Annotated in this window: 11 protein-coding genes; 4 read left to right on the plus strand and 7 right to left on the minus strand. The window is 43.4% G+C overall.

Annotated elements, in window-relative coordinates; translation table 11 throughout:
• Nucleotides 1-167: 167 nt before the first annotated feature.
• The 7 genes from AC3FZD_RS14990 to AC3FZD_RS15020 form a co-directional block, all read right to left on the minus strand.
• Nucleotides 168-386 carry a type II toxin-antitoxin system RelE/ParE family toxin gene (locus tag AC3FZD_RS14990; RefSeq protein WP_488736800.1) on the minus strand — a complete coding sequence of 73 codons (219 nt, stop codon included), beginning with the start codon at nt 384-386 and terminating at the stop codon, nt 168-170.
• 4 nt (nt 387-390) lie between these two features.
• Nucleotides 391-654 carry a ribbon-helix-helix domain-containing protein gene (locus AC3FZD_RS14995; RefSeq protein ID WP_488736801.1) on the minus strand — a complete coding sequence of 88 codons (264 nt, stop codon included), beginning with the start codon at nt 652-654 and terminating at the stop codon, nt 391-393.
• 45 nt (nt 655-699) lie between these two features.
• Nucleotides 700-2,619, minus strand: coding sequence for a GTPase family protein (locus tag AC3FZD_RS15000; RefSeq protein WP_488736802.1), 1,920 nt, complete (start codon nt 2,617-2,619; stop codon nt 700-702).
• A gap of 25 nt (nt 2,620-2,644) precedes the next feature.
• Nucleotides 2,645-7,957 (minus strand): AAA family ATPase, encoded by a 5,313-nt coding sequence (locus AC3FZD_RS15005; RefSeq protein ID WP_488736803.1) that lies wholly within the window; start codon nt 7,955-7,957, stop codon nt 2,645-2,647.
• 22 nt (nt 7,958-7,979) lie between these two features.
• Nucleotides 7,980-13,259 carry an AAA family ATPase gene (locus tag AC3FZD_RS15010; protein ID WP_488736804.1) on the minus strand — a complete coding sequence of 1,760 codons (5,280 nt, stop codon included), beginning with the start codon at nt 13,257-13,259 and terminating at the stop codon, nt 7,980-7,982.
• Between the two features lie 54 nt (nt 13,260-13,313).
• Nucleotides 13,314-18,662: an AAA family ATPase gene (locus tag AC3FZD_RS15015; RefSeq protein WP_488736805.1), complete on the minus strand. Its 5,349-nt coding sequence runs from the start codon at nt 18,660-18,662 to the stop codon at nt 13,314-13,316.
• A 205-nt stretch (nt 18,663-18,867) separates the two neighbouring features.
• On the minus strand, nt 18,868-19,476 hold the full coding sequence (locus AC3FZD_RS15020) for a DUF8166 family protein (RefSeq protein ID WP_488736806.1): 609 nt from the start codon (nt 19,474-19,476) through the stop codon (nt 18,868-18,870).
• A 217-nt stretch (nt 19,477-19,693) separates the two neighbouring features.
• Here AC3FZD_RS15020 and AC3FZD_RS15025 point away from each other — a divergent pair, with 217 nt between their 5' ends.
• The 4 genes from AC3FZD_RS15025 to AC3FZD_RS15040 all read left to right on the plus strand — a co-directional run bounded on the left by AC3FZD_RS15025 (nt 19,694) and on the right by AC3FZD_RS15040 (nt 23,078).
• The gene (locus AC3FZD_RS15025; protein ID WP_488736807.1) at nt 19,694-19,978 is read left to right on the plus strand and encodes a helix-turn-helix domain-containing protein; all 285 of its coding nucleotides are present in this window, start codon (nt 19,694-19,696) and stop codon (nt 19,976-19,978) included.
• 117 nt (nt 19,979-20,095) lie between these two features.
• Nucleotides 20,096-20,737: a COP23 domain-containing protein gene (locus AC3FZD_RS15030; protein WP_488736808.1), complete on the plus strand. Its 642-nt coding sequence runs from the start codon at nt 20,096-20,098 to the stop codon at nt 20,735-20,737.
• Nucleotides 20,738-21,102: 365 nt separating this feature from the next.
• Nucleotides 21,103-21,906 carry a S1 family peptidase gene (locus AC3FZD_RS15035; protein ID WP_488736809.1) on the plus strand — a complete coding sequence of 268 codons (804 nt, stop codon included), beginning with the start codon at nt 21,103-21,105 and terminating at the stop codon, nt 21,904-21,906.
• Between the two features lie 257 nt (nt 21,907-22,163).
• Nucleotides 22,164-23,078 (plus strand): S1 family peptidase, encoded by a 915-nt coding sequence (locus AC3FZD_RS15040; protein ID WP_488736810.1) that lies wholly within the window; start codon nt 22,164-22,166, stop codon nt 23,076-23,078.
• Nucleotides 23,079-23,202 lie beyond the last annotated feature (124 nt).

Here is a 23,202-nt window from a genome sequence, read left to right on the forward strand (position 1 = left end):
TCGACTCCCTCGGCGGATGCCCGATAAAATACAGCGCTTCGCGCCCTCCGTGGGGGAATGGGGGAATGGGGGAGTGGGGGGAGTGAACAACAGACTCAATTTAGCTTTGGGCTATTCTGGCTATCGTTAAAAACCGCTATTTATGTACCGCATAGCAGAGGAAATTGCTATATGAGATAGTTGCTAATGGGAAAACTTCGCGCATCTGGCCAAAGTTCATCTCGTCTGCGACCTAATCCTGGAAACTGAGTGAGTCTCTGGCAAGTTTGGTTCACACGCTCCATCAGTTTCTCGGCAGCATCAATACTCTGATTTTCAGCAATGTAGTCAAGAATTGCTTCTAAATCTCGACTGGCTGGAATGGTAAAGCGACAAATTTGAGCCATTATATCAGCTTAAACCCCGTTTAGCCCTTAGTTTCTGCTCTAGATGCCCGAAGACGACTTCTGCATCTAGTAATTCACCCCTATTTGCAGCTTCTGTGCCTATTTGTACTTCTTTTTGCAGTTCTGCATACCGTCCTTGGTAGATGCGGTTAATTTCTTGTAAGAGCTTGACTCCTGCCCAAACGACTTCACTGGGTGAAGCATACTGACCCGTCTCAATTTGATTGGCAATCAGTTTTTCTAACTCAGGGGTTAATAGAATTTCCATTATTTTGTCCTTATTTGCTGTTTGCCTAGAGCGTGGCGCTATATCCTACTTTCGCATGTCTAGATAAAATTTGATGCGATCGCCCAATTGATCCATACTCAGTCCTTGAACCCAGTATTCTACCAGGGCATGACCGAAGGCCCAGGCGTTTTTATCGGGGGTTGCGGGGTTCTCCAACAGTTGGGGCCAGAGGGTCAAAAGTTCAAATTTTACTTCTAATTCTGGGTCATTACTCAGGAGCAAAAATAAATCGTAGGCCATCTGTAACTTGCCAATGACTACCGGTAACTGCTCAATGGGGATTTGTTCGGCCAGGAGATAGGCGAGGGTGGGGGAACCGGTGGCAAGAGTTGATACAAACCGGAGGACGGGACTTTTCAGGAGCGCAGTTAGGCCTTGAGTCGTCGCCATTTGGAAGGTGTAGCGGTCGATAATTTTGGCGGCGGCGAGGGTACGGGCATCGCGATCGCGTAAAAATCGGGCTAGTCTCTCTTCTTTCACCGGCCCGATCGCCTCCACGAGCATTGCAGAAAGCTTGTCGGTATTCCAACCCTGGCGACCCATCTGAGTATCCGCAGTAACCACAGGGAGGAGGCGATCGCACCACTCCCATAACTGTTGCTGACGATACTCGGTCGCCTCCCGAATGGCTACCTCCTTCGGTCGCTGCCCAAATTTCCAGTAATAAGGGGGCGACCATTCCCGGATGGGGCGCAAGCGGTCAACTTGAGTCACCAAGGTAATCACGGGTAACTCCCCATTCGCTTCCCGCAGTTGCTTCAGGAACGTCACATCCATTTGCAAGGCGGGATCGAGGGCAGGAGTCACCAATAAGACTAAATCGGCTTTAGCGCCAAATTCCAACACCTGCTCCGCCAAGTCTGCCCGGTTCACCTGTTCGTAACCGGGAGTATCCCACAGATTCAACCCCTCGCCATTGGCTCCCTGCCAGTGATAATTCTGAATTTTGTCCGTGCTGGGCAAAACATCGACTTCCGCCTGTTCTGCTTGAAATAAGGTGTTAATCAGGCTACTTTTACCCGCCCCTGTCCGTCCGACTAAGAGCAGATTGAGGGGTTGTTGCTCGACCTGTTCCTCTGGAGAGGCTTTAGCAATAATGGCGCGGAGGGTTTCGGTTTTGGCTTTGGGTAGGGTTAATTCGGAGGCGGAAACATTGAGTTCCGGGGGGGTGATGTTACCGTAGAGGGCGATCGCCTGGCGACAGAGATTCCGCAGAGCCGACTCCCGTAACATTTGACCCAAGTTTACCAATAATTCCTGAGTTGCTTGATTGCCCCACTTCTTTGTTGCTCGTTTCGCTACGGCTGCGGCCGGATTGAGCAACCATTGGGCCCAATCCCAAACCTGTAGCACTTTACGCGCCGAGGGTTCTAACTGGCGATACATTTCATAGGCTTGATAGGCTTGGCCAACGGTCACTTGATTGAGAACGGGGGAGAGTTGGGTAATGGCCCGTCCCACATCCTCCACTGTGCCTTGAATTAACCCGTAGGCTTGGGGGATGTAGATATTGAGCAGGGGATATTGGGCATTCTGGCCATAAGCTTCGGCTACACAGACCACCACGGCTTGACAGCGTTGGAAAAAGGCGGTTTGATCTTGCCAAAGGGGGCGATCGCCTTTTGACTCCTTGAGAATCTTCTCCAACTGAGTCTCAATTTTTGCTCCGATTTCCGCATTGCCGATGGCTGATTGGGTTTCTGCCGTCACTGCGTCCATATCCGCACTGACTGCGGCAACGGCGGCTTCGAGCTGCTCCACCATGGGGCGCGTCCACAGCACCAACAACCAGCGCCATCCTAGGAAGACCAGAATAAAGACTGCCCAGATCCAACTTATACCCCAGGTGTGGATCTGCCATGCAGCAGCGAGGAGCAGTAAAATGAGGATGGAGGCGATCGGGGTAATTAAAATGACCCATTGCCACAGCTTAAAGCGCACCATAATCAATTAAAAATCAGAAATTCTCTTAATTATAGAATGAATTTTTGCCTTGATTACTTTGTTCCTTCAAAACCAACAAAGTAATATCATCAAATATTTTATGATTCCCAATAAACCCTTGCACATCACCAATAACCGCCTCTTGAATATCTTGAGCCGACTGAGACCAATGCTCTTGAATGACCTCACATAATCGCTCTAATCCGTAGAGTTGACCGGCTTCATTTTCTGCTTCCGGAATCCCATCCGTATACAGAACTATGCCATCTCCTGGTTCCAGTTTCACCGTCACTTGAGAGATAAAATCAGCAATATCATCAATTAACCCCACTGTCATCCCCAAATCCATCGTATCGACCATTTCTAAGTTACCATCGCCACGCACCACTAACACCTCTTCATGTTGTCCGCTAATCGTTAAATAGCCTTTCGTATAATTGAGAATAGCTAAGGTCAATTGCCGGTCTACTTCCATCCGTTTCAGGTTTTTGTACACCGTCCGATTCACCGTATTTAAAAATCTCACGGGGTCTTTTTCTTGCACTTCCTTCATTGCCCGGATTACCGTTTGAGCCATCATCATCACTAACCCACTTTCCAGACCATGACCGGTAACATCCCCAATCCCAATAGTGGTGACATCATCTTCGATTAACACATCATAGTAATCTCCTCCCACTTCATCGGCTGGAGCCATGTACCCAGCGATATCTAAGCGGGGAATCCCTCGCAGTTCTTCTGCTTTGGGTAGGATCATTTCTTGGACTCTGCGGGCAATATCGAGTTCTGCACCTAAACGCAAATTTTCTGCTTTGAGTCTTTCATTGAGTTGGGTGATTTCTTCATTGGCTGTTGCTAGTTGAGCCGTCCGTCGGGCTACCGTATCCTCCAGAGTTTGATAAAATCGAGCATTATTAATCGAAATCGCCGCTTGAGTCATCAGCACATTTAGAACTTTCATTCGGTCTGGGGTAAAGGCATCTGAAGTCAGACAATTTTCTAGGTAAAGAATACCCATTAATTGACCTTGATTGAGAATCGGTGAACAAACCAAACTTTGGGGTTTTTGTTCCAAGAAGTAAGTATCCAGACTAAATGAATGCTCTTCTTCACTATGGTTAATTAGTACCGTTTCTTCAGTTCGTTTTACCCAGTTAATCAAACTTTTGGGTAGCTTTCGTCCTTCTTCTAAGGGAATACTTAAAACTTGAACATTTCCTTCAGTATACTGGGCTGTAATTTCCCAATTCCCAGAATTATTCAAAATTAAACTACCCCAATCCGCTCCCGCATTTTCAATCACAATATGCATTAACTTAGAGAGTAAACTATTGAGTGATATTTCTTCCGAGAGAACTTGAGAAGCCTTAATTACACTGGTTAGATCCAGGAAATCCGAAGTTCCTGTAGATGTACTTTTTAGAGTTTCGTTTTTCCTGGGTTGGCTGGAACTACTAAGAATAGCAGAGAGCAGTTGGGGATATTGATTTTCCAGATCGTCGGTTTTTGCTTTGGCTCCCCATTGAGCATAGCCATAGTAGGCTTCTTGTATATAACTTGCGGCTACTTTTTCTCTACCCCAGTTAAGATAAAATTTAGCTGCGCGTTCATTACTCAGAGCTTCTTCGTGTAAAAAACCATGTTCTTTAGCTCCGGCAATGGCGCGATCGTAGAGTTCCATTGCTTCAATTTTTCGATTGAAAACACGACTTTTTTCTGCTTGTACTAAGTCATATTTATGTTGGAAATTCATCGGTGCAAATTCAGCCCATATTTTTAGCTTTTGCTCATAGGTTTCTAACCACTCTTCCTGCTCTGTATTTAACTCATCTTGAGCTAAAATAACTAGGCTATAGTAAAATACATACTCAGATAAATAAGTTGTTGATACAGCTGCCTCGTAATACTGCCAACCTTTTTGAGCTACTTCTAGAGCCTGTATTTGATCGTCAAACAAATAGAATAATCGAGTTTGAGCTTCATAAAATGAGAAAACTAAAAGAGCAATGTTTTTTTCGATCCATACCGGTAAATTACTTTTTGAATCTAAGTGTTCGCCTTGAAGATATTTCGGATCATCATTTTCTCCGAGCAAGTTAGCAACCGCTTGTTGATAAATACGAATGGCATTTTCCTGGTAGTAATATTGAGCCTTAATAACGGGGGGCAAGTACCGTTGATGAGCTTGAATAACAGTTTCTAATGGAGCGCCAGTGTAGAAGAGATAATTACATAGGTGAGCGGAGGCATAGCATCCATATTCGATATCCCCATTCTCAAATCCACTTTGAACTGCTTTCGGGTAATCTTCGACAGCATTCTTCAGATGTTCTTTCCAAGGCCGAATAAACAAATTAAACATATTTCGTACCTTGGTTTCAAAGGATCGTGCATTGAATTTATCGATCAGTTTTAATGAGAGCAATCCAAATTCATATCCATCTTCAATATTATCGTGAATGCCACATAAAATACTTCCATGCCAAGTGTATGCAGGTGCAGCAAGATCGGAATTACCATATTCCATACAGTATTGGACGCTATGAAGAATCATGAGGGGATAGAGAGTGGGCTGGGCAATATAAGCCGCAGATCCGGTATTCATCATAATACTAATCACTGCTTTTTTTTCCTGATTGCTAATTACAGGAAGATGTTCTAATCTAGCAATTTCTTCTGTAGGGATTTCAACAGCTTTACGAAGTATGTCAGTTTCATTTTTAACTTGTTGTGGATCAGTTGGTAACGTGATGCCAAGGGGAATAAGGACTTGGCGAGCTAGAGCAATTGATTCATTGAGTTTATTGTCATTAATTTTAAATATAATTTCAAATTCATGGATATGAGTTTTATGCAATAAAGTCTTCGCTTTTTGTAAAGCAGATTGACAGAGTTCTGTAGCTTTTTTTAAGTTATAATTAAGATGTTCAGCTTGAATGGTCGCTATGGCTAAATCAAATCGCAAATCATAATTTGTTTCCCAACTTTGTTCATCCAGAAACTTTTTTCCTTCATAACAATAGCCTCGACTGGCTTCATAAGCAACCGCATTTTTGGCTTTCTTACTTGCTTTTAAATTTAAGTTAGCTAACATTTCTCGTTCACTTTTTTCTATAATCAGTTCTCGCGCTTGATTGAGGTGATTGACTATGGTAAAAAGTTGATCTTCTTGCTCTTCTTCTGTTAAATTATGTAATAATTGCTGACCGATTTTTAAGTGTGTAACTTTTTTTTGATCTTCTGCAATCAAAGAATAAGCAGCTTGTTGAACGCGATCGTGTAAAAACCGATAGCCTACCCATAACATCTGCTCATCTAATTCTTCTTGGAAATTAAATTTTTGAAAGAATTTATAGTTTTCACTAATGGGTAAAACCAAACCTTCTTCTAGAGCTTCCCAAAGATCGGTTGCTACCTGTTGTGTGGATTTTTCACAGACAATGGATAAGGTTTCCAGATCGAATTGATTGCCAATACAAGCGGCTAATTTTAGCATAGTCTGCGTATGTTCTGGTAAGTTACGCAACCGATTAGCCATAAACTTGACAACATCATTGGATAAAGAAGCTTTATTGATTTCACTTAAATCCCATTGCCAATTGCCTAAATCAAAATTAAATTTTACAAATTTATCTTCATACAATCCCTTAAGAAATTGAGTAGTAAAAAAAGGATTTCCTTTGGTTTGTTTATAAATAAAGTGAGTAAGTTCTTGAACTCTATTTTCACTTAAAAATAGAGTATCTGCTATCAATCTATTAATGTGATCAACAAATAATGGCTCTAAGGTTATTGTAGAAATTAATGCTTTATTTTGTGCTAATTCTTCTAGAGATAAAATTAAGGGGTGTGTAGGAAATACTTCATTATCTCGATAGGCTCCCAGGAGTAATAGATATCCAGTATTAGGATTAGACATCAAGACTTCCATCAAATTGAGTGAAGCAGAATCTGCCCATTGTAAATCATCCAGAAATATAACCAGGGGATGGTCTTGGGTAGCAAATATAGAAATGAATTTTTGAAAAAGTGAATTAAACCGATTTTGTGCGGCATTACCTTCGAGTTCTGGTGCAGGGGGTTGGGGGCCGATGATTTTTTCTAATTCGGGAACCACTTCGATCACGACTTGGGCGTTATCTCCTAATGCTTGTAGGATTTTCTGTTTCCATTTTTCTAATTCTTGATCAGATTCTCCTAAGAGTTGACCCATTAATCCTCTAAAGGCTTGCACAAAGGCGGAAAAGGGAATGTTGCGATTGAATTGGTCATATTTGCCTTTGATAAAGTAGCCTCTTTTTTTGACAATGGGTTTGTGAACTTCGTTGATGACTGCGGTTTTGCCGATGCCAGAAAATCCGGCCACGAGCATCATTTCTGTCTGATTTTCTGCTACTCGATCAAAAGCTTTGAGTAGGGTTTCTACTTGATTTTTTCTGCCGTAGAGCTTTTCAGGAATGATAAAGCGATCGCTCCGATCTTCTTGCCCTAGAAGAAAACTGGCGATCGCTCCTGTGGTTTCTAATCGATCTAAACACTGTTCTAGGTCGTGCTTTAATCCTAGGGCGCTTTGATAACGGTCTTCGGCATTTTTGGCCATCAGTTTTAGCACGATTGCTTGCACCATTTCAGGGACGTTTGTTTCCCCAGGAAATTGGGCAATTTGGGCAATATGACTGTGAACTAATTCCATGGGGTCATTACTGGTGAAGGGCAGTTGACCGGTGAGTAGCTCAAATAGGGTCACTCCTAGGGAATAGAAGTCGGTACGGTAGTCAATTCCGCGATTCATCCGTCCGGTTTGTTCGGGAGAAATATAAGAGAGACTTCCTTCGAGAACATTAGGACTGAGGAGTTGTTGTTCTTCTTTGGGTAATAAGCTGGAAATACTAAAATCGATGAGTTGAATTTGATGAATTTCTGGCTGAATAATGATATTAGCGGGTTTGATATCTTTGTGGATAATTCGTTTTCCGCTTAAGTAATGGAGGGCTTCTGTCAATTGAATCACGAGAGTGAGGATTTCTGGTACAGAAAGTTGATATGAATGTCCATACTCGGCGAGGGAGAGGCTTCCCGAATCTGGCATAATGAGTGCATATCCGTTACCATAGCGTTCTAGGTCTAGGGGTTGTATAATGTGGGGATGTTGTAGCTTGCGAGCGATCGCATACTCATTGCGGAACTGGACTAATTCATTAAAGCTAGGGTTGGCATGGCGTAAGACTTTAATCACAACTGGCTGGCGATCGCTCTTTCGGACTCCTCGATACACTAGGTTTTGGCTTCCTGTATAGATCAGTGCCATTTCTTCATAATTAGGTGAGCTGAGTATCATAAAAATTAGTAATTAGTAAGGGTTAATTTTTTTCTTTCAGAACTAACAAAGTAATATCATCAAACACTTTATGGTTTCTAATAAACCTTTGCAAATCAGCAATCACCGCCTCTTGAATCTGTTGAGCCGATTGATGCCAATGTTGTTGAATCACCTTACATAATCGTTTTAATCCATAGAACTCACCTGCTTCATTTTGGGCTTCCGGAATGCCATCTGTATACAGAACCACCCCATCTCCCATTTCCAGTTTCACCGTCACTTGAGAAATAAAATCAGCAATATCATTAACCAAGCCCACCGTCATTCCCAACTCCATCGTATCAATACTTTCTAATGTTCCATCAGCACGCACCACTAACACTTCTTCATGTTGTCCGCTAATCGTTAAATAACCCTGGGTATAATTGAGTATGGCTAAAGTCAATTGTCGGTCTACTTGCATCCGTTCCACATTTTTATAGAGGGTACTATTGACCGTATTCAAAAATCGGACTGGATCGTTTTCCTGCACTTCCTTCATCGCTCGGATTACAGTTTGAGCCATCATCATCACCAACCCACTTTCTAACCCATGACCCGTGACATCCCCAATCCCAATAGTGGCGATCCCATCTTCGACCAATACATCATAATAATCTCCACCAATTTCATCAGCAGGAGCCATGTATCCAGAAATATCCAAGGTGGGTATTTTTTCAAGTTCTTCCGGTCTCGGTAAAATCATCTGCTGCACTTTGCGAGCGATGTCTAATTCTGCCCCCAAACGCAGATTTTCTGCCTTCAATTTTTCATTCAGTTGCATGATTTCTGCATTGGCAGTTGCCAGTTCAGCCGTGCGTCGCGCTACTGTCTCTTCTAGGGTTTGATAAAATCGAGCATTATTGATCGAAATTGCCGCTTGAGTCATCAGCAGATTTAGCACCTTAATTCGGTCTGGAGTAAAGGCATCTGAAGTCAGATCATTTTGCAGGTATAGAATACCAACCAACTGACCTTGATTGAGAATTGGAGTACAGACTAAACTTTGGGTCGGCTGCTGCAATAAGTATGAATCCGTACTCAATGCATGATGATTTGAGATATTATTGATCAGCACAATTTCTTTTGTCCGTTTAACCCAATTAATCACACTTTGGGGTAAATCCTCAACCTGCTCAAGAGGAACAATAGATAGATTACAATTCCCCTGAAGATACTGAGCCATGATTTCCCAAGTACCAGCATTATTTAAAATTAAAACTCCTTGAGTCGCTCCTGCATTTTCAATCAGAATATGCATTAACTTAGAGAGTAAACTACTCAGAGAAATTTCTTCTGATAGCACTTGAGATGCTTTGATCACACTGGTCAGATCCAGTATATTAGAGCTGCCTGTAGAGGTACTCGTCAGAGTTTTCTGTTCAGATGCTTGGATGGAACGATTAATAATGGGAGCAAGAAGTTGGGGATATTTGGCTGCGAGATAGTCAGTTTTCGCTTTAGCTCCCCATTGGGCATAAACATAATAAGCTTGTTGCATATAACCGGCAGCTACTTTTTCTTTACCCCAGTTGAGGTAAAATTTAGCTGCCAACTCATTGGCTAAAGCTTCTTCTTGGAGAAATTTATTTTCTTTAGCTCCGGCGATCGCGCGATCGTAGAGTTCTGCTGCTTCAAATAATTTCCCTAAAATCCGACACTTTTCCGCTTCAATGAGATCGCATTTATGCTGAAAATTCATCGGTGCAAACCCAGCCCACATTTGCAACTTGCGCCGATCATCTTCTAGGATTTTCCACTGCTGTTCTGTTAAACTTTGCTGAGATAACAATACTAAACTGTAATAAAATAGATTCTCAGAAACATAAGGCATAGAAAGGGCTGCCCCTCTATTTTTACAAGCTTTTTCGCCTACTTCTAACGCCCTAGGATAATCTTCAAACCAATAGAAGAGTCGGGTTTGAGCCTCATAAAAGCAGTATGCTAAATGAATATTATTTTTTTCCCACTCTTCTAGATACAACTCTCTATCAAATATAGAGCCTGCAAGGATTTCTGGCGTTTCATTTTCCCCTAGCAGATTAGAAATAATCTGTCCATACATCAGGAAGAAACTTTTCTGAAACTCATATTTTGCTTTAACAATTGCGGGAAAATATTGCTGATGCATTTTCCGGACTTCTGTCAACACTCCACCACTAAAATAAAAATAATTAGAGCGGTGAGTTGCTCCATAAAAACCAAATTCTAGATCGCCATTTTCAAACCCACTTTTAACCACCTCAATAAAATCATCCACAGCATTTATAAGCGGTTCTTTCCAAGGTCGAATAAAAACATTCATCATATTTCTAGCCTTGGTTTCAAATTCCCGTGCGTTGAGTTTCTCAAGCACTCTTAAAGAGAGCTTGCCAAACGCATATCCCGCTTCAATCTCATCATATACTCCACACAATACACTGCCATGCCAACTATAGAATGGAGCCGCTACTGGAGCTTGTCCATAGTGGATAAAGTATCGAATTCCATGAAGAATAATCAAGGGATAGAGGTTGGGTTGGGAAATATAGGCCGCAGATGCCATATTCATCAGAATCTGGATCGCTGTTAATTTTTCTTCATCCTCAAGTATGGGGAGATGCTCTAGATTGGCAATTTCTTCGATTGCTAATTCAACCTGCTTACGAAGAGATTCAACATCAGCTTTGATCTCTTCTGGATCTGTAGGTAAATTAATCCCTAGAGGAATGAGAGCTTGTCGAGCAATATCAATAGCCTCATACATTTTATTTTGATTAATTTCAAACAGGATTTCAAAGGCATTTATTTTGGCGCGATCAACTACGCTTTCAACCTTCGGCAGTATTTTTTTACAGAGGATTCTGGCTGCCTCTAAATTGTGATTAAGATGCTCACTTTCAAGGGTTGCTAGGGCTAACGAAAACTGGAAATTATAATCCGTTTCCCAAGCTTTTTCATCTAATAATTTTTGCCCTTCATAGCAGTAAGAAAGACTGGCTTCGTAAGCCACAGATAATTTTGCTTTTTTGCTTGCTTGCAGGTTGAGTTGGGCAATTGCTTTGCGCTCGTTGGGATCGGTAATTAAGTCTCGCGCTTCATTCAGGTGGTTAACGATATTAAAAAATTGATCTTCTTTTTCTTCGTCCCTTAAGTTGTGCAACAGTTGACGACCAATTTTTAGATGAATCTCCTGTCTTTTGTCTTCAGCAATTAGAGAATAAGCCGCTTGTTGAACTCGGTCATGTAGGAAACTATAGCTTACAGAAATAATGGGAATCGTTTCGTTTTCATTCTCAGTTAATTTTTGGAAAAATTTATAGCTTTCGTTGACGGGTAAAACCAAACCTTCTTGCAGAGCATACCACAAATAATCAGCAACTTCTTCTTTGGTCTGTTCGCAGACTACTGATAAGTTTTCTAAGTCAAATTTATTGCCAATACAAGCGGCTAATTTTAAGACTTCTTGTGTTGCTTGTGGAAATTTCTGTAAGCGTCTTGCCATAAAATCAACAACATTATCGGGCAAGGTTGTATTATAAATTTCGGTTAGATCCCAAGTCCAGTCTCCTGAAACTTGATCCAATCGAAGCAGATTTTCGTTGTATAGTCCTTTGATAAATTGAGTGGTAAAGAAGGGATTACCTTGGGCACTTTGATAGACTAAATGGGTTAAAGGTTCTACTTTTTCTAATGAATTATTGAGGGTATCGGCAATCAGTTTATTGATATGGTGAGAGGCTAAGGGGTCTAGGGTGATGGTAGAAATAATGGCTTTTTCTTTTTGAATTTTCTCCAATTGCAACATTAAAGGATGAGAGGGAAAGACTTCATTATCTCGATAGGCTCCTAGGATGAGTAAATAGCCAGTGTTGGTATCATCCATGAGTAGCTTTAATAGATTTAATGAGGCAGAGTCTGCCCATTGTAAATCATCTAAAAATATGACTAAGGGATGTTCTGGTGTGGTGAACACATGGACAAATTTTTCAAAGATAAAATTAAACCGATTTTGTGCGGCATTACCTTCGAGTTCTGGTGCGGGGGGTTGGGGGCCGATGATTTTTTCTAATTCGGGAACCACTTCGATCACGACTTGGGCGTTATCTCCTAATGCTTGTAGGATTTTCTGTTTCCATTTCTCTAATTCTTGATCGGGTTCTCCTAAGAGTTGACCCATGAGTTCTCTAAAGGCTTGCACAAAGGCGGAAAAGGGAATGTTGCGATTGAATTGGTCATATTTGCCTTTAATAAAGTAGCCTCTTTTTTTGACGATGGGTTTGTGGACTTCGTTGATGACTGCGGTTTTGCCAATACCGGAAAATCCGGCGACTAGCATCATTTCGGTTTGCCCTTCTGCTACACGGTCAAAGGCTTGCAGGATGGTTTGCACTTGAGCTTCTCTTCCGTAAAGTTTTTCGGGGATAATAAAGCGATCGCTGCGATCTTCTTGTCCCAGAGTAAATAAAACTAGCTCTCCCGTGGTTTCTAGCTGCTGTAAGCATCTCTCTAAGTCATATTTTAACCCCAAGGCGCTTTGATAGCGGTCTTCTGCATTTTTGCTGATCAGTTTCAAGACGATCTGTTGCAGAATGAGAGGAACATTGCTATCTGTAGGAAATTGGGGGATTTGGGCAATATGCTTATGGACTACTTCGATGGGGTCATCACTGATAAAAGGTAGTTGACCAGTCAGCAGTTCGTATAAGGTGATTCCAAGGGAATAGAAGTCGGTACGGTAGTCAATTCCCCGGTTCATGCGTCCGGTTTGTTCTGGGGATATGTAAGATAGACTTCCTTCGAGGACGTTGGGACTGAGGAGTTGTTGTTGTTCTTTGGGGAGCTGAGTAGAAATACTAAAATCAATCAGTTGAATGTGATGGTTTTCTGGGTGAATGATAATGTTGGCGGGTTTGATATCTTTGTGAATGATCCGTTGTCTGCTTAAATAATGTAGGGCTTCTGTCAGTTGAATGCTAAGAATAAAAACGTCTTTGGGTGAAGGTTTCAATGAGTGGCAATACTGGGACAGAGCGATCGCCCCTGAATCAGGCATAATTAAAGCATAGCCATTGCCATAGCGTTCTAATGCCAAGGGTTTCACAATGTTGGGATGCTCTAGCTCACGAGCAATGACATACTGGTTACGGAACTGTACTAATTCCTTAAAGCTGGGGTTGGGATTGCTTAACACTTTGATGATTGCTGGCTGGCGATCGCTATTTCGGACTCCGCGATAGACTAAGGTACGGCTGCCATCATAGACCAGCTCATCTGCTTGATAACCCGCTAAGTTCAGCATAATTACTCCGAAATCCCGTTCGATCGCCCAAAAGACTCATTGATCCGTACTTAATTATGCCACTTCTTGACTCAAGATATTACTTTGTTCCTTCAAAATCAACAAAGTAATATCATCAAATATTTTATGATTCCCAATAAACCCTTGCACATCACCAATAACCGCCTCTTGAATATCTTGAGCCGACTGAGACCAATGCTCTTGAATGACCTCACATAATCGCTCTAATCCGTAGAGTTGACCGGCTTCATTTTCTGCTTCCGGAATCCCATCCGTATACAAAACTATGCCATCTCCTGGTTCCAGTTTCACCGTCACTTGAGACACAAACTCAGCAATATCATCAATTAACCCCACTGTCATCCCCAAATCCATCGTATCGACCATTTCTAAGTTGCCATCGCCACGCACTACTAACACCTCTTCATGTTGTCCGCTAATCGTTAAATATCCTTCTGTATAATTGAGAATAGCTAAGGTCAATTGCCGGTCTACTTCCATCCGTTGCAAGTTTTTGTACACCGTCCGATTCACCGTATTTAAAAATCTCACGGGGTCTTTTTCTTGCACTTCCTTCATTGCCCGGATTACCGTTTGAGCCATCATCATCACTAACCCACTTTCCAGACCATGACCGGTAACATCCCCAATCCCAATAGTGGTGACATCATCTTCGATTAACACATCATAGTAATCTCCTCCCACTTCATCGGCTGGAGCCATGTACCCAGCGATATCTAAGCGGGGAATCCCTCGCAGTTCTTCTGCTTTGGGTAGGATCATTTCTTGGACTCTGCGGGCAATATCGAGTTCTGCACCTAAACGCAAATTTTCTGCTTTGAGTCTTTCATTGAGTTGGGTGATTTCTTCATTGGCTGTTGCTAGTTGAGCTGTTTTTTCTGCCAATTCTGAAGTTCTCTGAGCCACCTTATCTTCTAAGGTTTGATAGAACCGAGCATTATTAATTGAAATCGCCGCTTGAGTCGTCAGCAAGCTGAGAACTTCGATCCGGTCTGGGGTAAAGGCATTCACTGCCAGATGATTTTCTAGGTAGAGAATACCCATTAATTGACCTTGGTTGAGAATTGGAGTACAAAACAGGCTTTTTGGTGGCTTTTTTCGTAAATAGGGGTCAGTTGTGAAGGGATGATCTTCTTCCAGATCATCAATTAATAGGGATTTTTGTGTTCGTTTGACTGTATTAATAATCGCTTGAGGTAGGTTAGTTACTTCTATTAAATTTCTGGCTATGACATTACAAGCATTGTTTTTATATTCAGCAGTTACTTCCCAATTTTCATCAGTGTTTAAAATTAAAATTCCTTCGTCAGCTCCCGCATTTTCAATCAAAATACGCATCAGTTTTGAGAGTAAGGCATCTAAGGAAATTTCCTCAGAAATCACTTGAGAGGCTTTCATCACTGTTTTCAGATCGAGATTATGAGAACTGCTTGATGATGTATGGCTAAGGGTTTCATTACTGATTGGGCGACTCGAACTTTTGGCAACGGAAGCAAGCAGTTGGGGATATTGCTCTTTGAGGTGAGTGGTTTTGGCTTGCGCTCCCCATTGAGCATAACCATAATAGGCTTCTTGCATGTAGCCAGCCGCCATTTTTTCTTTGCCCCAGTCTAGGGCAAATTTAGCTGCGAGTTCGTTCGCTAGAGCCATTTCTTGTAAGAAACCATGTTCTTTTGCTCCTGCGATCGCGCGATCGTAGGCTTCGAGAGCATCAACTCTTCTGCCTAAAACTCGGTGTTTCTCTGCTGCCACTAAATCCACTTTATGCTGATGATTCATGGGGGCATAATCTGCCCAATACTGTTGTAAATTCCGTTGATTGTCTTCCACTCGCTGTAAAATAAGAGTATCGTCTTCTAAGGAGTCACTCACTTGACCAAGAAGAATCAAAGAATCATATAAATAGAGTACCGGTTCAGCAATTAATCCGGGAGAAGTCCGCAGATATGTTTTGACCTTTTCAGCATAGCTATGGGCTATTTTTAGTTCTCCAAATAGGTAACATAAAAACATTTTGTAGAGACAAAAAACATATAATCCCAGGGAATTATTGACCGAAGTCATCGCCGATATAAACTGCTCTTCGGTTGATACATCTTCAGATAAAATTGTGGGGTATAATTCCTTCTCTAGTAAATTTACTATACATTGCAAACAACTGCGACACCAATCACTTGCTGCTAATTGATTGATTTGAATTAACCCATTATAGTATATCCGCACATCCTCTTCTAAAGAGACAAGGGGTTGACTGCACCAAAAGGCTTGAAAACAAACTGCATGGGCGTTATATCCGGCAAACTCTAATGTACCGACTTCTAGACCAATACGATAGCCATCATGGGAAGGGGCTATGGTTTCTCGAATATGAAATTGACGATGAACGAGGAAAAACATGACGACATGCAAGGCTAATGGTTCAACGGCTTTAATATTCAGTTTCGAGATAACTTCTAGGGACAAACGACCAAATTTTACACCGGTATCAATATCCGAGAGGAGATTACAAGAGACAATTCCATAGCAAGAGTAGATATGAGCAGAAGCAGAGGTATTGCCGTATTGAATCGATAATTTAACGCCTAAAGATACAAATAAAGGATACAATAAAGATCCGGAAAGATAGGCGGCTGGGATAATGCTATTGATCGTTTCAATGATGGCGATTTGTTCAGGATCGCTCATGAGAGGCAGATCCACTAAGTCAGCAATTTGGCGATCGCCAATTAAGGCTTTGATTTCGCCAACAATGTTATCCGTATCTTGGGGGGTTGGGTGTTCTGGGAAAGTCACGCCAAATTGTGCTAAAAACTCTTGGGCAATGGCGATCGCTTCTGTGGCTTGTCCTTGAATGTTATAATACTGAAATTTAATCCGATAAACATTAACCTGTTCGGATAAAGAATGGGCTTGATCAATGACCGTATCGATAAACTGATTCATTAACTCAAAGTCACTGGAGAGAAAGGTTAATTCTGCTCCTAATTCATTAAACTCCAGCGCCAGATCATAGCTCTCTGTCCAAGCGGTTTCACCTAACAAAGATAGACCCGTTCTCACATACTCTAGAGCTGTTTCATAGGCATTATTATCCTTGGCTTTCCGACTGGCTAATAAATTGAGATGGACGAATTGATCTCGTTCTTTTGGTTCAGTAATTAAGCCAGTTCCATAGTTGAGTTGATTCACCAGTTGAAAAATATGATTGATTCTAGACTCTGGGGGAATATGGTCTAACAGTCTTTGGCCAATATGATAATGGGTCTGGGCTTTTTCCACTTCTGGAATCAGAGCATAGGCCGCTTGTTGAATGCGGTCATGGGAAAATTTATAGGCTTGAATGAGCAAATTTTCATCCAGGTTAGATTGCCCCATGATTAATTCTTGGTCTAGGGCAATTTTTAGGTGAGGGAACACTTCTTTTGCAGTTCGCTCTTGAACCCAGGAGAGGGTCTGTAAATCAAATTCTGTCCCTAAATAGGCGGCGGTTGAGAGGACAGCCTGCACCGTTTTCGGTAATTTTTGTAACTGTCTTAGCATGAGTTCCACCACATTATCGGAGAATCCCATGGTTTCGATCGCTTGCAGATTCCATTGCCATTTTCGGCGATCGCGATTAAACTCTAGCAAACCCTCGTTATACAAGGTTTTCAGAAACTGATTGACGAAAAACGGATTACCTCCCGTTTTGCGAATAATGAGTTGAGCTAAATGGCTGACGGCTTCCCGCTTTTCATACAAGGTATCGCCAATTAATTCTTCAACTTTTTCTTGAGATAAGGGAGTTAAAGTAATGGCTTCAATCCTCACATTTTGGCGCTGAAGTTGCCCCAGGGTGATATTAAAAGGATGCCCTTCAAATACCTCATTATCCCGATAGGCTAAAATGGGCAAAAAATACCGAATTTGAGTATTGGCTAGGAGAATTTCCAGCAAGTGCAATGTCGCCGAATCAGCCCATTGCATATCATCCAGAAAGATCGCTAAAGGATGCTCTGCACGACAAAACACCTTGACAAAATCTTGAAACACCAAATTAAATCGGTTTTGAGCCTCCGTTCCCCCTAATTGGGGAATAGGAGGTTGCGCCCCAATAATCCGCTCTAGATCGGGAATCACATCCACAATCACCTGTCCATTATTCCCCAAAGCTTGCAGCAGGGAGTCTTTCCATTGTTGCAAACTCTCATCCGATTCTCCCAGCAGTTGCTTCACTAACCCTGCAAACGCATCCACCAGAGCGGAATAGGGAATATTACGCTGAAACTGGTCAAATTTCCCGGAAATAAAATAACCGCGCTTCTGGGTAATGGGTTTATAGAGCGATCGCACCAAAGCCGACTTCCCAATTCCGGAATATCCCCGCACCAACACCACTTCAGCCCCCTGAGCTACCGCATTTTCTGCCGGAGATGCTACCCGATCAAACACCCCCAGCAGAGTCACAATTTCCCTCTCTCGACCGTATAATTTTTGCGGGATCTGCAAGCGATGGGAATAATCCTGAGTTCCTAACACAAACGAAGCAATACAACCCGTTTCTTGCCACTGTCTCCAACATTGCTCTAAATCTGCCTTCAGTCCCCAAGCACTTTGATAGCGTTCCTCTGCATTTTTTGCCATCAATTTTAACACCAGATCTGCCAACACAGCCGGAATATTCTTTTCTACCCCCTCCCCCTCTAAACTTTGGGGATACTGGGCTAAATGAGCGTGAACCAACTCCATAGAATCATCACTCTTAAAGGGCAACTTTCCCATCAGCATTTCATAAAAAGTTACCCCCAACGAATAAAAATCTGTGCGATAATCCAAAGCCCGATTCATTCTCCCCGTCTGCTCTGGAGAAATATAAAGGAGCGTACCCTCTAGCGTATTTGCAGACTGTAAAGATGGATTTTCTTGGCTTAATTGCGTCGCTAGTCCCAAGTCAATAATTTTCAATTCTAGAGTTTCTGGATTCAGGGCAATATTGCTAGGATTAATATCTTTATGAATGATATTCTGACTATGGAGTTGTCCTAGAGCATCTGCAATTTTTATCGCTAAAGGTAAAAAATCCTCAATTTTCAATCCTTCCCCATGAGCATTCAACCATTCTTTCAGAGAAATAGCCCCAAAGTCTTCAAAAACAATGGCTAGAGTTCTATACTGCTCTTCTAAACTATAGGCTTGAATCACATTAGGTAGATCAAGACCAGATGTGAGATGATATTCCTGTCTATAGCACTTCAGTTGTTCTGGTGTGGGATAATTGGCATTTAAAACTTTGATGATAACACTGCAACCATCTTTTACTCGTTGGGCACGATAAACCTGGGAATTTCTCCCATTATGGATTTGAACACCCGCTTCATATCCGGAAAGAGAAAAGGTTGTCATAGGTTAGGGCTAAAGGAGTAGACTATTATTTAATAGGCTATATTATAAAGCACTTTTAGGATAGTCAAGTCATTAAAAATACATAGTAGGGGCATTTTTTGCTCCTACTGATATCGCCTTTCTAGATAGATACTCACATGACCTTATTGGTTTTGCTTACCCTAATTAAAAACCGTTAAGCTCTTCGTCCCACTCAAGATTCATTTTAACCTTTAATCGAGCCTAGGGTATTCTTCCAGGCTAATTCCTTGCGGAGGATTTCTAGTGCCCTTTGATCGGCTCCCGAAAATAGATTTTGCTCAATGAGTTCCCCAATCACTTGTTGCACCAACTGGGAGGCAAATATGCCCCCACTGCGTAGGACATGGGCATAGTAGCCTAAATGGGGGCGACCTTGGGCGTTTAGGTGAAACTGGTGAATTTCTTGGGGACTCATTTTAAACACTGGGGTATTGACGGGAACTACGACCCTAGGGATACCTTGCTCTCCGTAAAGGCGATCGCCCCCTGGCATCAATTCCCCAATCAAAATTGTACTCAGTAACACCCGTGTTTCCACAATCAAATCTGGTGTAAATAAGGGATCGGGATCGTTGGATAACCGAGGGCCGGTGTTGAGAAATTGGGGATTAAACAATTGGGAATTATACACCAAACCCACCGCCCAATGGCGATCGTTTATCTCTTCGAGTTTGACAAAACAACCAAACCCATAATCCTCTGGTGCTGGTGGATGCAAGAACTCACCCTTGGCATCCAATTGCACCACATAATCACAATGGGAATTCGATTTAACAACTTTACCTAAACGCATGAGATCAATTAAAAATTTAAAATTAAAAATGATTGTATACCTATTTTTCTCTTTGTCTCCCCATCTCTCCACTGCTAACTTATAGTCTATCGGTAATGTAACAAAACCTTACTTAAAAGTCTGTAAATCTTAAGATTTATCACAATTTTCCTCAATACTGCATAAAATAACCCAGATTTTCCTGAGAGATCTATAGAAGGTCTCAAATTCGGGATGAATGAACACCAAACAACTGCTACGGGTTGCAGATGCCCAGCTTTATCGCCAAACCCAAAAACACCTGACGGATATTGAGCGACAGGTGTTATCTGCCTGCCTACGGGGCATCTCTTACAAAACAATGAGTAAAGAGATACCGAGAAGTCAGGAGCAACTGAAGAGGATTGGCGCTCGTTTGTGGAAAAAGTTATCTGTAGTTTTTGGGGAAGAGATTCATAAAAATAACATTTGTGGCGCTCTAGAGCGCTACTTGGAAGATCGGGAGGCTGAGGAGAGTTCCTGAGAGGATTTTAAGCTTTTGTTAAGTTGCACCGAACGCTACCAAATGCCCCTAAATGCTACTGACAAATTGAGCATAGAAGATTACTATGAATGTATGTGTTTATGAGAAAAGATCGAGATGAAAAAGTTATCTGTAATACAACTGTTGACTGCTGGAGTGATCGCCCTGTCTACGGCAACGATCGGCACTCCATCAAGCAATGCACAACCGGCTCCTGGGGAAGCTGGATTCTGGTGTGCCATGTCTTCCGGAGCGCCTGCTACCCTGTACCAAAATCGGCAAGGAGGGGTTGAACCTTGGATCTATTGGACTTCTGATGCCTTCTCTGATTCCGGGTATACTCCGGAGCGTCGCTGTCAGGAAGTCAGTTCTCGTCTAGAAACCTATCGCCGCAATCGCCAATTGCAATTTATCACGGTGGGACGGATAAATAATCAGAGGGTGATTTGCACCGCGAGTCAGATCAATGGACGCTGCGAAAATCTGATTTATACCCTGAAAGCGGGTCAAGATCCGATCGCCACTTTGTACAATTTGTTGGCATGGCGCGAAGGGCAAGCCGCTACCCCGTCGTTGTTTGAGAGTTCCCAATCTATAGTTCCCTATATTGATGTGCGCGATCGTTTAGGCGATGATAGCGCTCCTGCTGCTCCCGTTACCCAACCCTCTAACCCGGTGACTCCCAGTCGCCAACCGGTTGCCCCATCTCAACCGGTAGCTCCTCCTCCGAGCAATTCGGGTGGAATGCGGGAATTGTAGAGCCGCATTTTTTGGCCGATGCCACGGTAGGGGCGGGTTAACCAACCCATTGGGAATCCCACCGATAACCTTTGTAAACCCGCCCCACCCCATGGGGCGATCGGTGAGATGGGGGCGGGTTTAGGACATTAATTTGCAGGTGTCGTAGATTTGGGTATAACCCGCCCCTACGGGGTTTGATGGGTTGTAGGGGCGGGTTAACCAACCCATTGGGAATCCCACCGATAACCTGGGTAAACCCGCCCCACCCCATGGGGCGATCGCGTGGATGGGGGCGGATTTATATTATTGATTTGTGGGTATCGTAAATTTGGGTATAACCCGCCCCTACGGGGTTGATGTTATGGAAAATGGGATGGGTACAGATGAAGAATCGACGCAGGTTTTTGTCTCTGGTGGGGAAAGGCACGATCGCCGCTTTCGGAGCGATCGCCGCATCGCGCTTAACGACATCCGTCACCGCACAGGAGATCGCCCCGGTTCCCGTGGATGTGGAGCAGTTAGCCCGATTGACCTCAGTTCGGATTTTAACTTTGCGATCGTCAGGTTCCGGGATTCTGGTGCAGCGCCAGGGCAATATTTATACCCTATTGACTAACTGGCATGTATTCGCCTTTAGCGATCGCCCCTCCATTCTCACCGCCGATGGACAGCGATATGCTCTGCTCGAAGCGCCCCAACAGTTGGGCGGTGCAGATATGGCGATCGCCCGCTTTTCCAGTCACCTTCCCTATGAAGTCGCCCCCTTGAGTCCCTATCCAGCCACCGTTGGAGAACCCGTTTATGCGGCTGGATTTCCCATGTATCACTGGGGAACGGTGCAAACCACCTTTGATTTAGGGGTACATGCCTTTCGCTTAACCTGGGGAAATGTTTCCCTCGTACTGAATAAATCCCTAGCTCAAGGGTATCGTTTAGGCTATACCAACCGCATCGAATCCGGCATGAGTGGCGGCCCGATTTTTAGCGATCGCGGTTTATTGCTCGGTATCAACGGCCGTTTAGCCAATCGCGATCCCGGTTTCGGGGTCTATGTCTTCGAGGACGGAACTGCCCCCTCCCCAGCCTTGTTAGAACAAATCTTACAAGCCAGTTGGGGTATTCCCATCGATACCTATCGTGTCACCCGTCCCTATCCCAGGCAAAGACCCCAACCCCTCTATTGGTGAACCCATGCCAAAAATCCGGCACACCATCCGTAGGGGCGGGTTATACCCAAATCCAAGACACCCAACCATACCTTCCCTAAACCCGCCCCCACCCCAGCCAAAAACACCATCAAACCCCGTAGGGGCGGGTTATACCCAAATCCAGGCCACCCAACCCTACCTTCCCTAAACCCGCCCCCACCACCCCCCAAAACCCGGTATACCATCCCACCACCGAAAAATCAAACCAAATGACCTCATATTATGGAGAAACCATCATGAGAACATACCAACATCTTCAAGCTATTTTAGGCGGAACGGCGATCGCCACCGCCCTAGTCATCACCATTCCCCAAGCAGCGCACTCCCTCACCGGACGCGAAGTCAGCAACATCGCCAGAGAAATCACCGTTCTCATTCAGAGTAAACATGGAGAGAATGGATCGGGATTTATTATTGCTCGTAACGGTAATACCTACTCCGTTCTCACTGCCTATCATGTCGTTGCTGGGCAGGGTGAATATGGTTTAATTACTTCCGATAAACAGGCCTATGAAATTGACTATAGTAAGATTCAGCGCTTGCCTGGTGTTGATTTAGCTGTGGTTGAATTTACCAGCGACAAAGAGTATCAAGTCGCCAAACTCGGCACAGCCGAAACCTCAGAAGGTCAAGATGTCTTTGTTTCCGGTTGGCCAAAACCAGGAGCTTCTGGACAACAAACAGGAGGAACTACTCGCCAATTTACAGATGGCCGTATTTCTGGTTACTTATCCGAACCTCACTTAGGCTATAGCATGACCTATACCAATGTTACTCGCGGCGGTATGAGTGGAGGCCCGGTTTTAGATGCTGGCGGTCGTGTTGTCGGCATTCATGGTATGGGGGAGAAAGAGAATATAGAATCCTTACAAGAGGCAGGATTCAGCCCGGAAGCTTTGGCCGTAGCAGGACAGATTAAAACTGGATTTAACTATGCCATTCCCGTCAGCACCTTCTTGCGCCTTGCCCCCCAAGCAGGCATTTATCTCAGCGTCCAAGTAGACAACTCCCCCGCACCCGAACTTGGTGAAGTTTACGTCGCTCAACCTCCCGATGAGCGAGACACCATCGATAACGTAAACCGCACACTCGACACCATTAATCGAGGCATTGGTGTATTCAGGGGAATTCGAGGCATTATCGGCCGCTAATCCCCATCCATCCCCGTAGCCGCAGCGTAAGGTGGGCAACAGCGACCCCATCAATCCCTGAGTGAATTCACTATGATCGGCTGTTGCCCACCCTACTAACTTCGCCCTTGACAGAACCGAACAT

This window comes from Roseofilum sp. KMC-1 (genome assembly GCF_057802075.1).

Bases quoted from the DNA above. Each gene is read 5' to 3' on its own strand.
- AC3FZD_RS15040 (WP_488736810.1), top strand. From the start codon at position 22,164: ATGAGAACATACCAACATCTTCAAGCTATTTTAGGCGGAACGGCGATC.
- AC3FZD_RS15010 (WP_488736804.1), bottom strand. From the start codon at position 13,259: ATGCTGAACTTAGCGGGTTATCAAGCAGATGAGCTGGTCTATGATGGC.
- AC3FZD_RS15005 (WP_488736803.1), bottom strand. From the start codon at position 7,957: ATGATACTCAGCTCACCTAATTATGAAGAAATGGCACTGATCTATACA.
- AC3FZD_RS15015 (WP_488736805.1), bottom strand. From the start codon at position 18,662: ATGACAACCTTTTCTCTTTCCGGATATGAAGCGGGTGTTCAAATCCAT.
- AC3FZD_RS14995 (WP_488736801.1), bottom strand. From the start codon at position 654: ATGGAAATTCTATTAACCCCTGAGTTAGAAAAACTGATTGCCAATCAA.
- AC3FZD_RS15025 (WP_488736807.1), top strand. From the start codon at position 19,694: ATGAACACCAAACAACTGCTACGGGTTGCAGATGCCCAGCTTTATCGC.
- AC3FZD_RS15030 (WP_488736808.1), top strand. From the start codon at position 20,096: ATGAAAAAGTTATCTGTAATACAACTGTTGACTGCTGGAGTGATCGCC.
- AC3FZD_RS15020 (WP_488736806.1), bottom strand. From the start codon at position 19,476: ATGCGTTTAGGTAAAGTTGTTAAATCGAATTCCCATTGTGATTATGTG.
- AC3FZD_RS14990 (WP_488736800.1), bottom strand. From the start codon at position 386: ATGGCTCAAATTTGTCGCTTTACCATTCCAGCCAGTCGAGATTTAGAA.
- AC3FZD_RS15000 (WP_488736802.1), bottom strand. From the start codon at position 2,619: ATGGTGCGCTTTAAGCTGTGGCAATGGGTCATTTTAATTACCCCGATC.
- AC3FZD_RS15035 (WP_488736809.1), top strand. From the start codon at position 21,103: ATGAAGAATCGACGCAGGTTTTTGTCTCTGGTGGGGAAAGGCACGATC.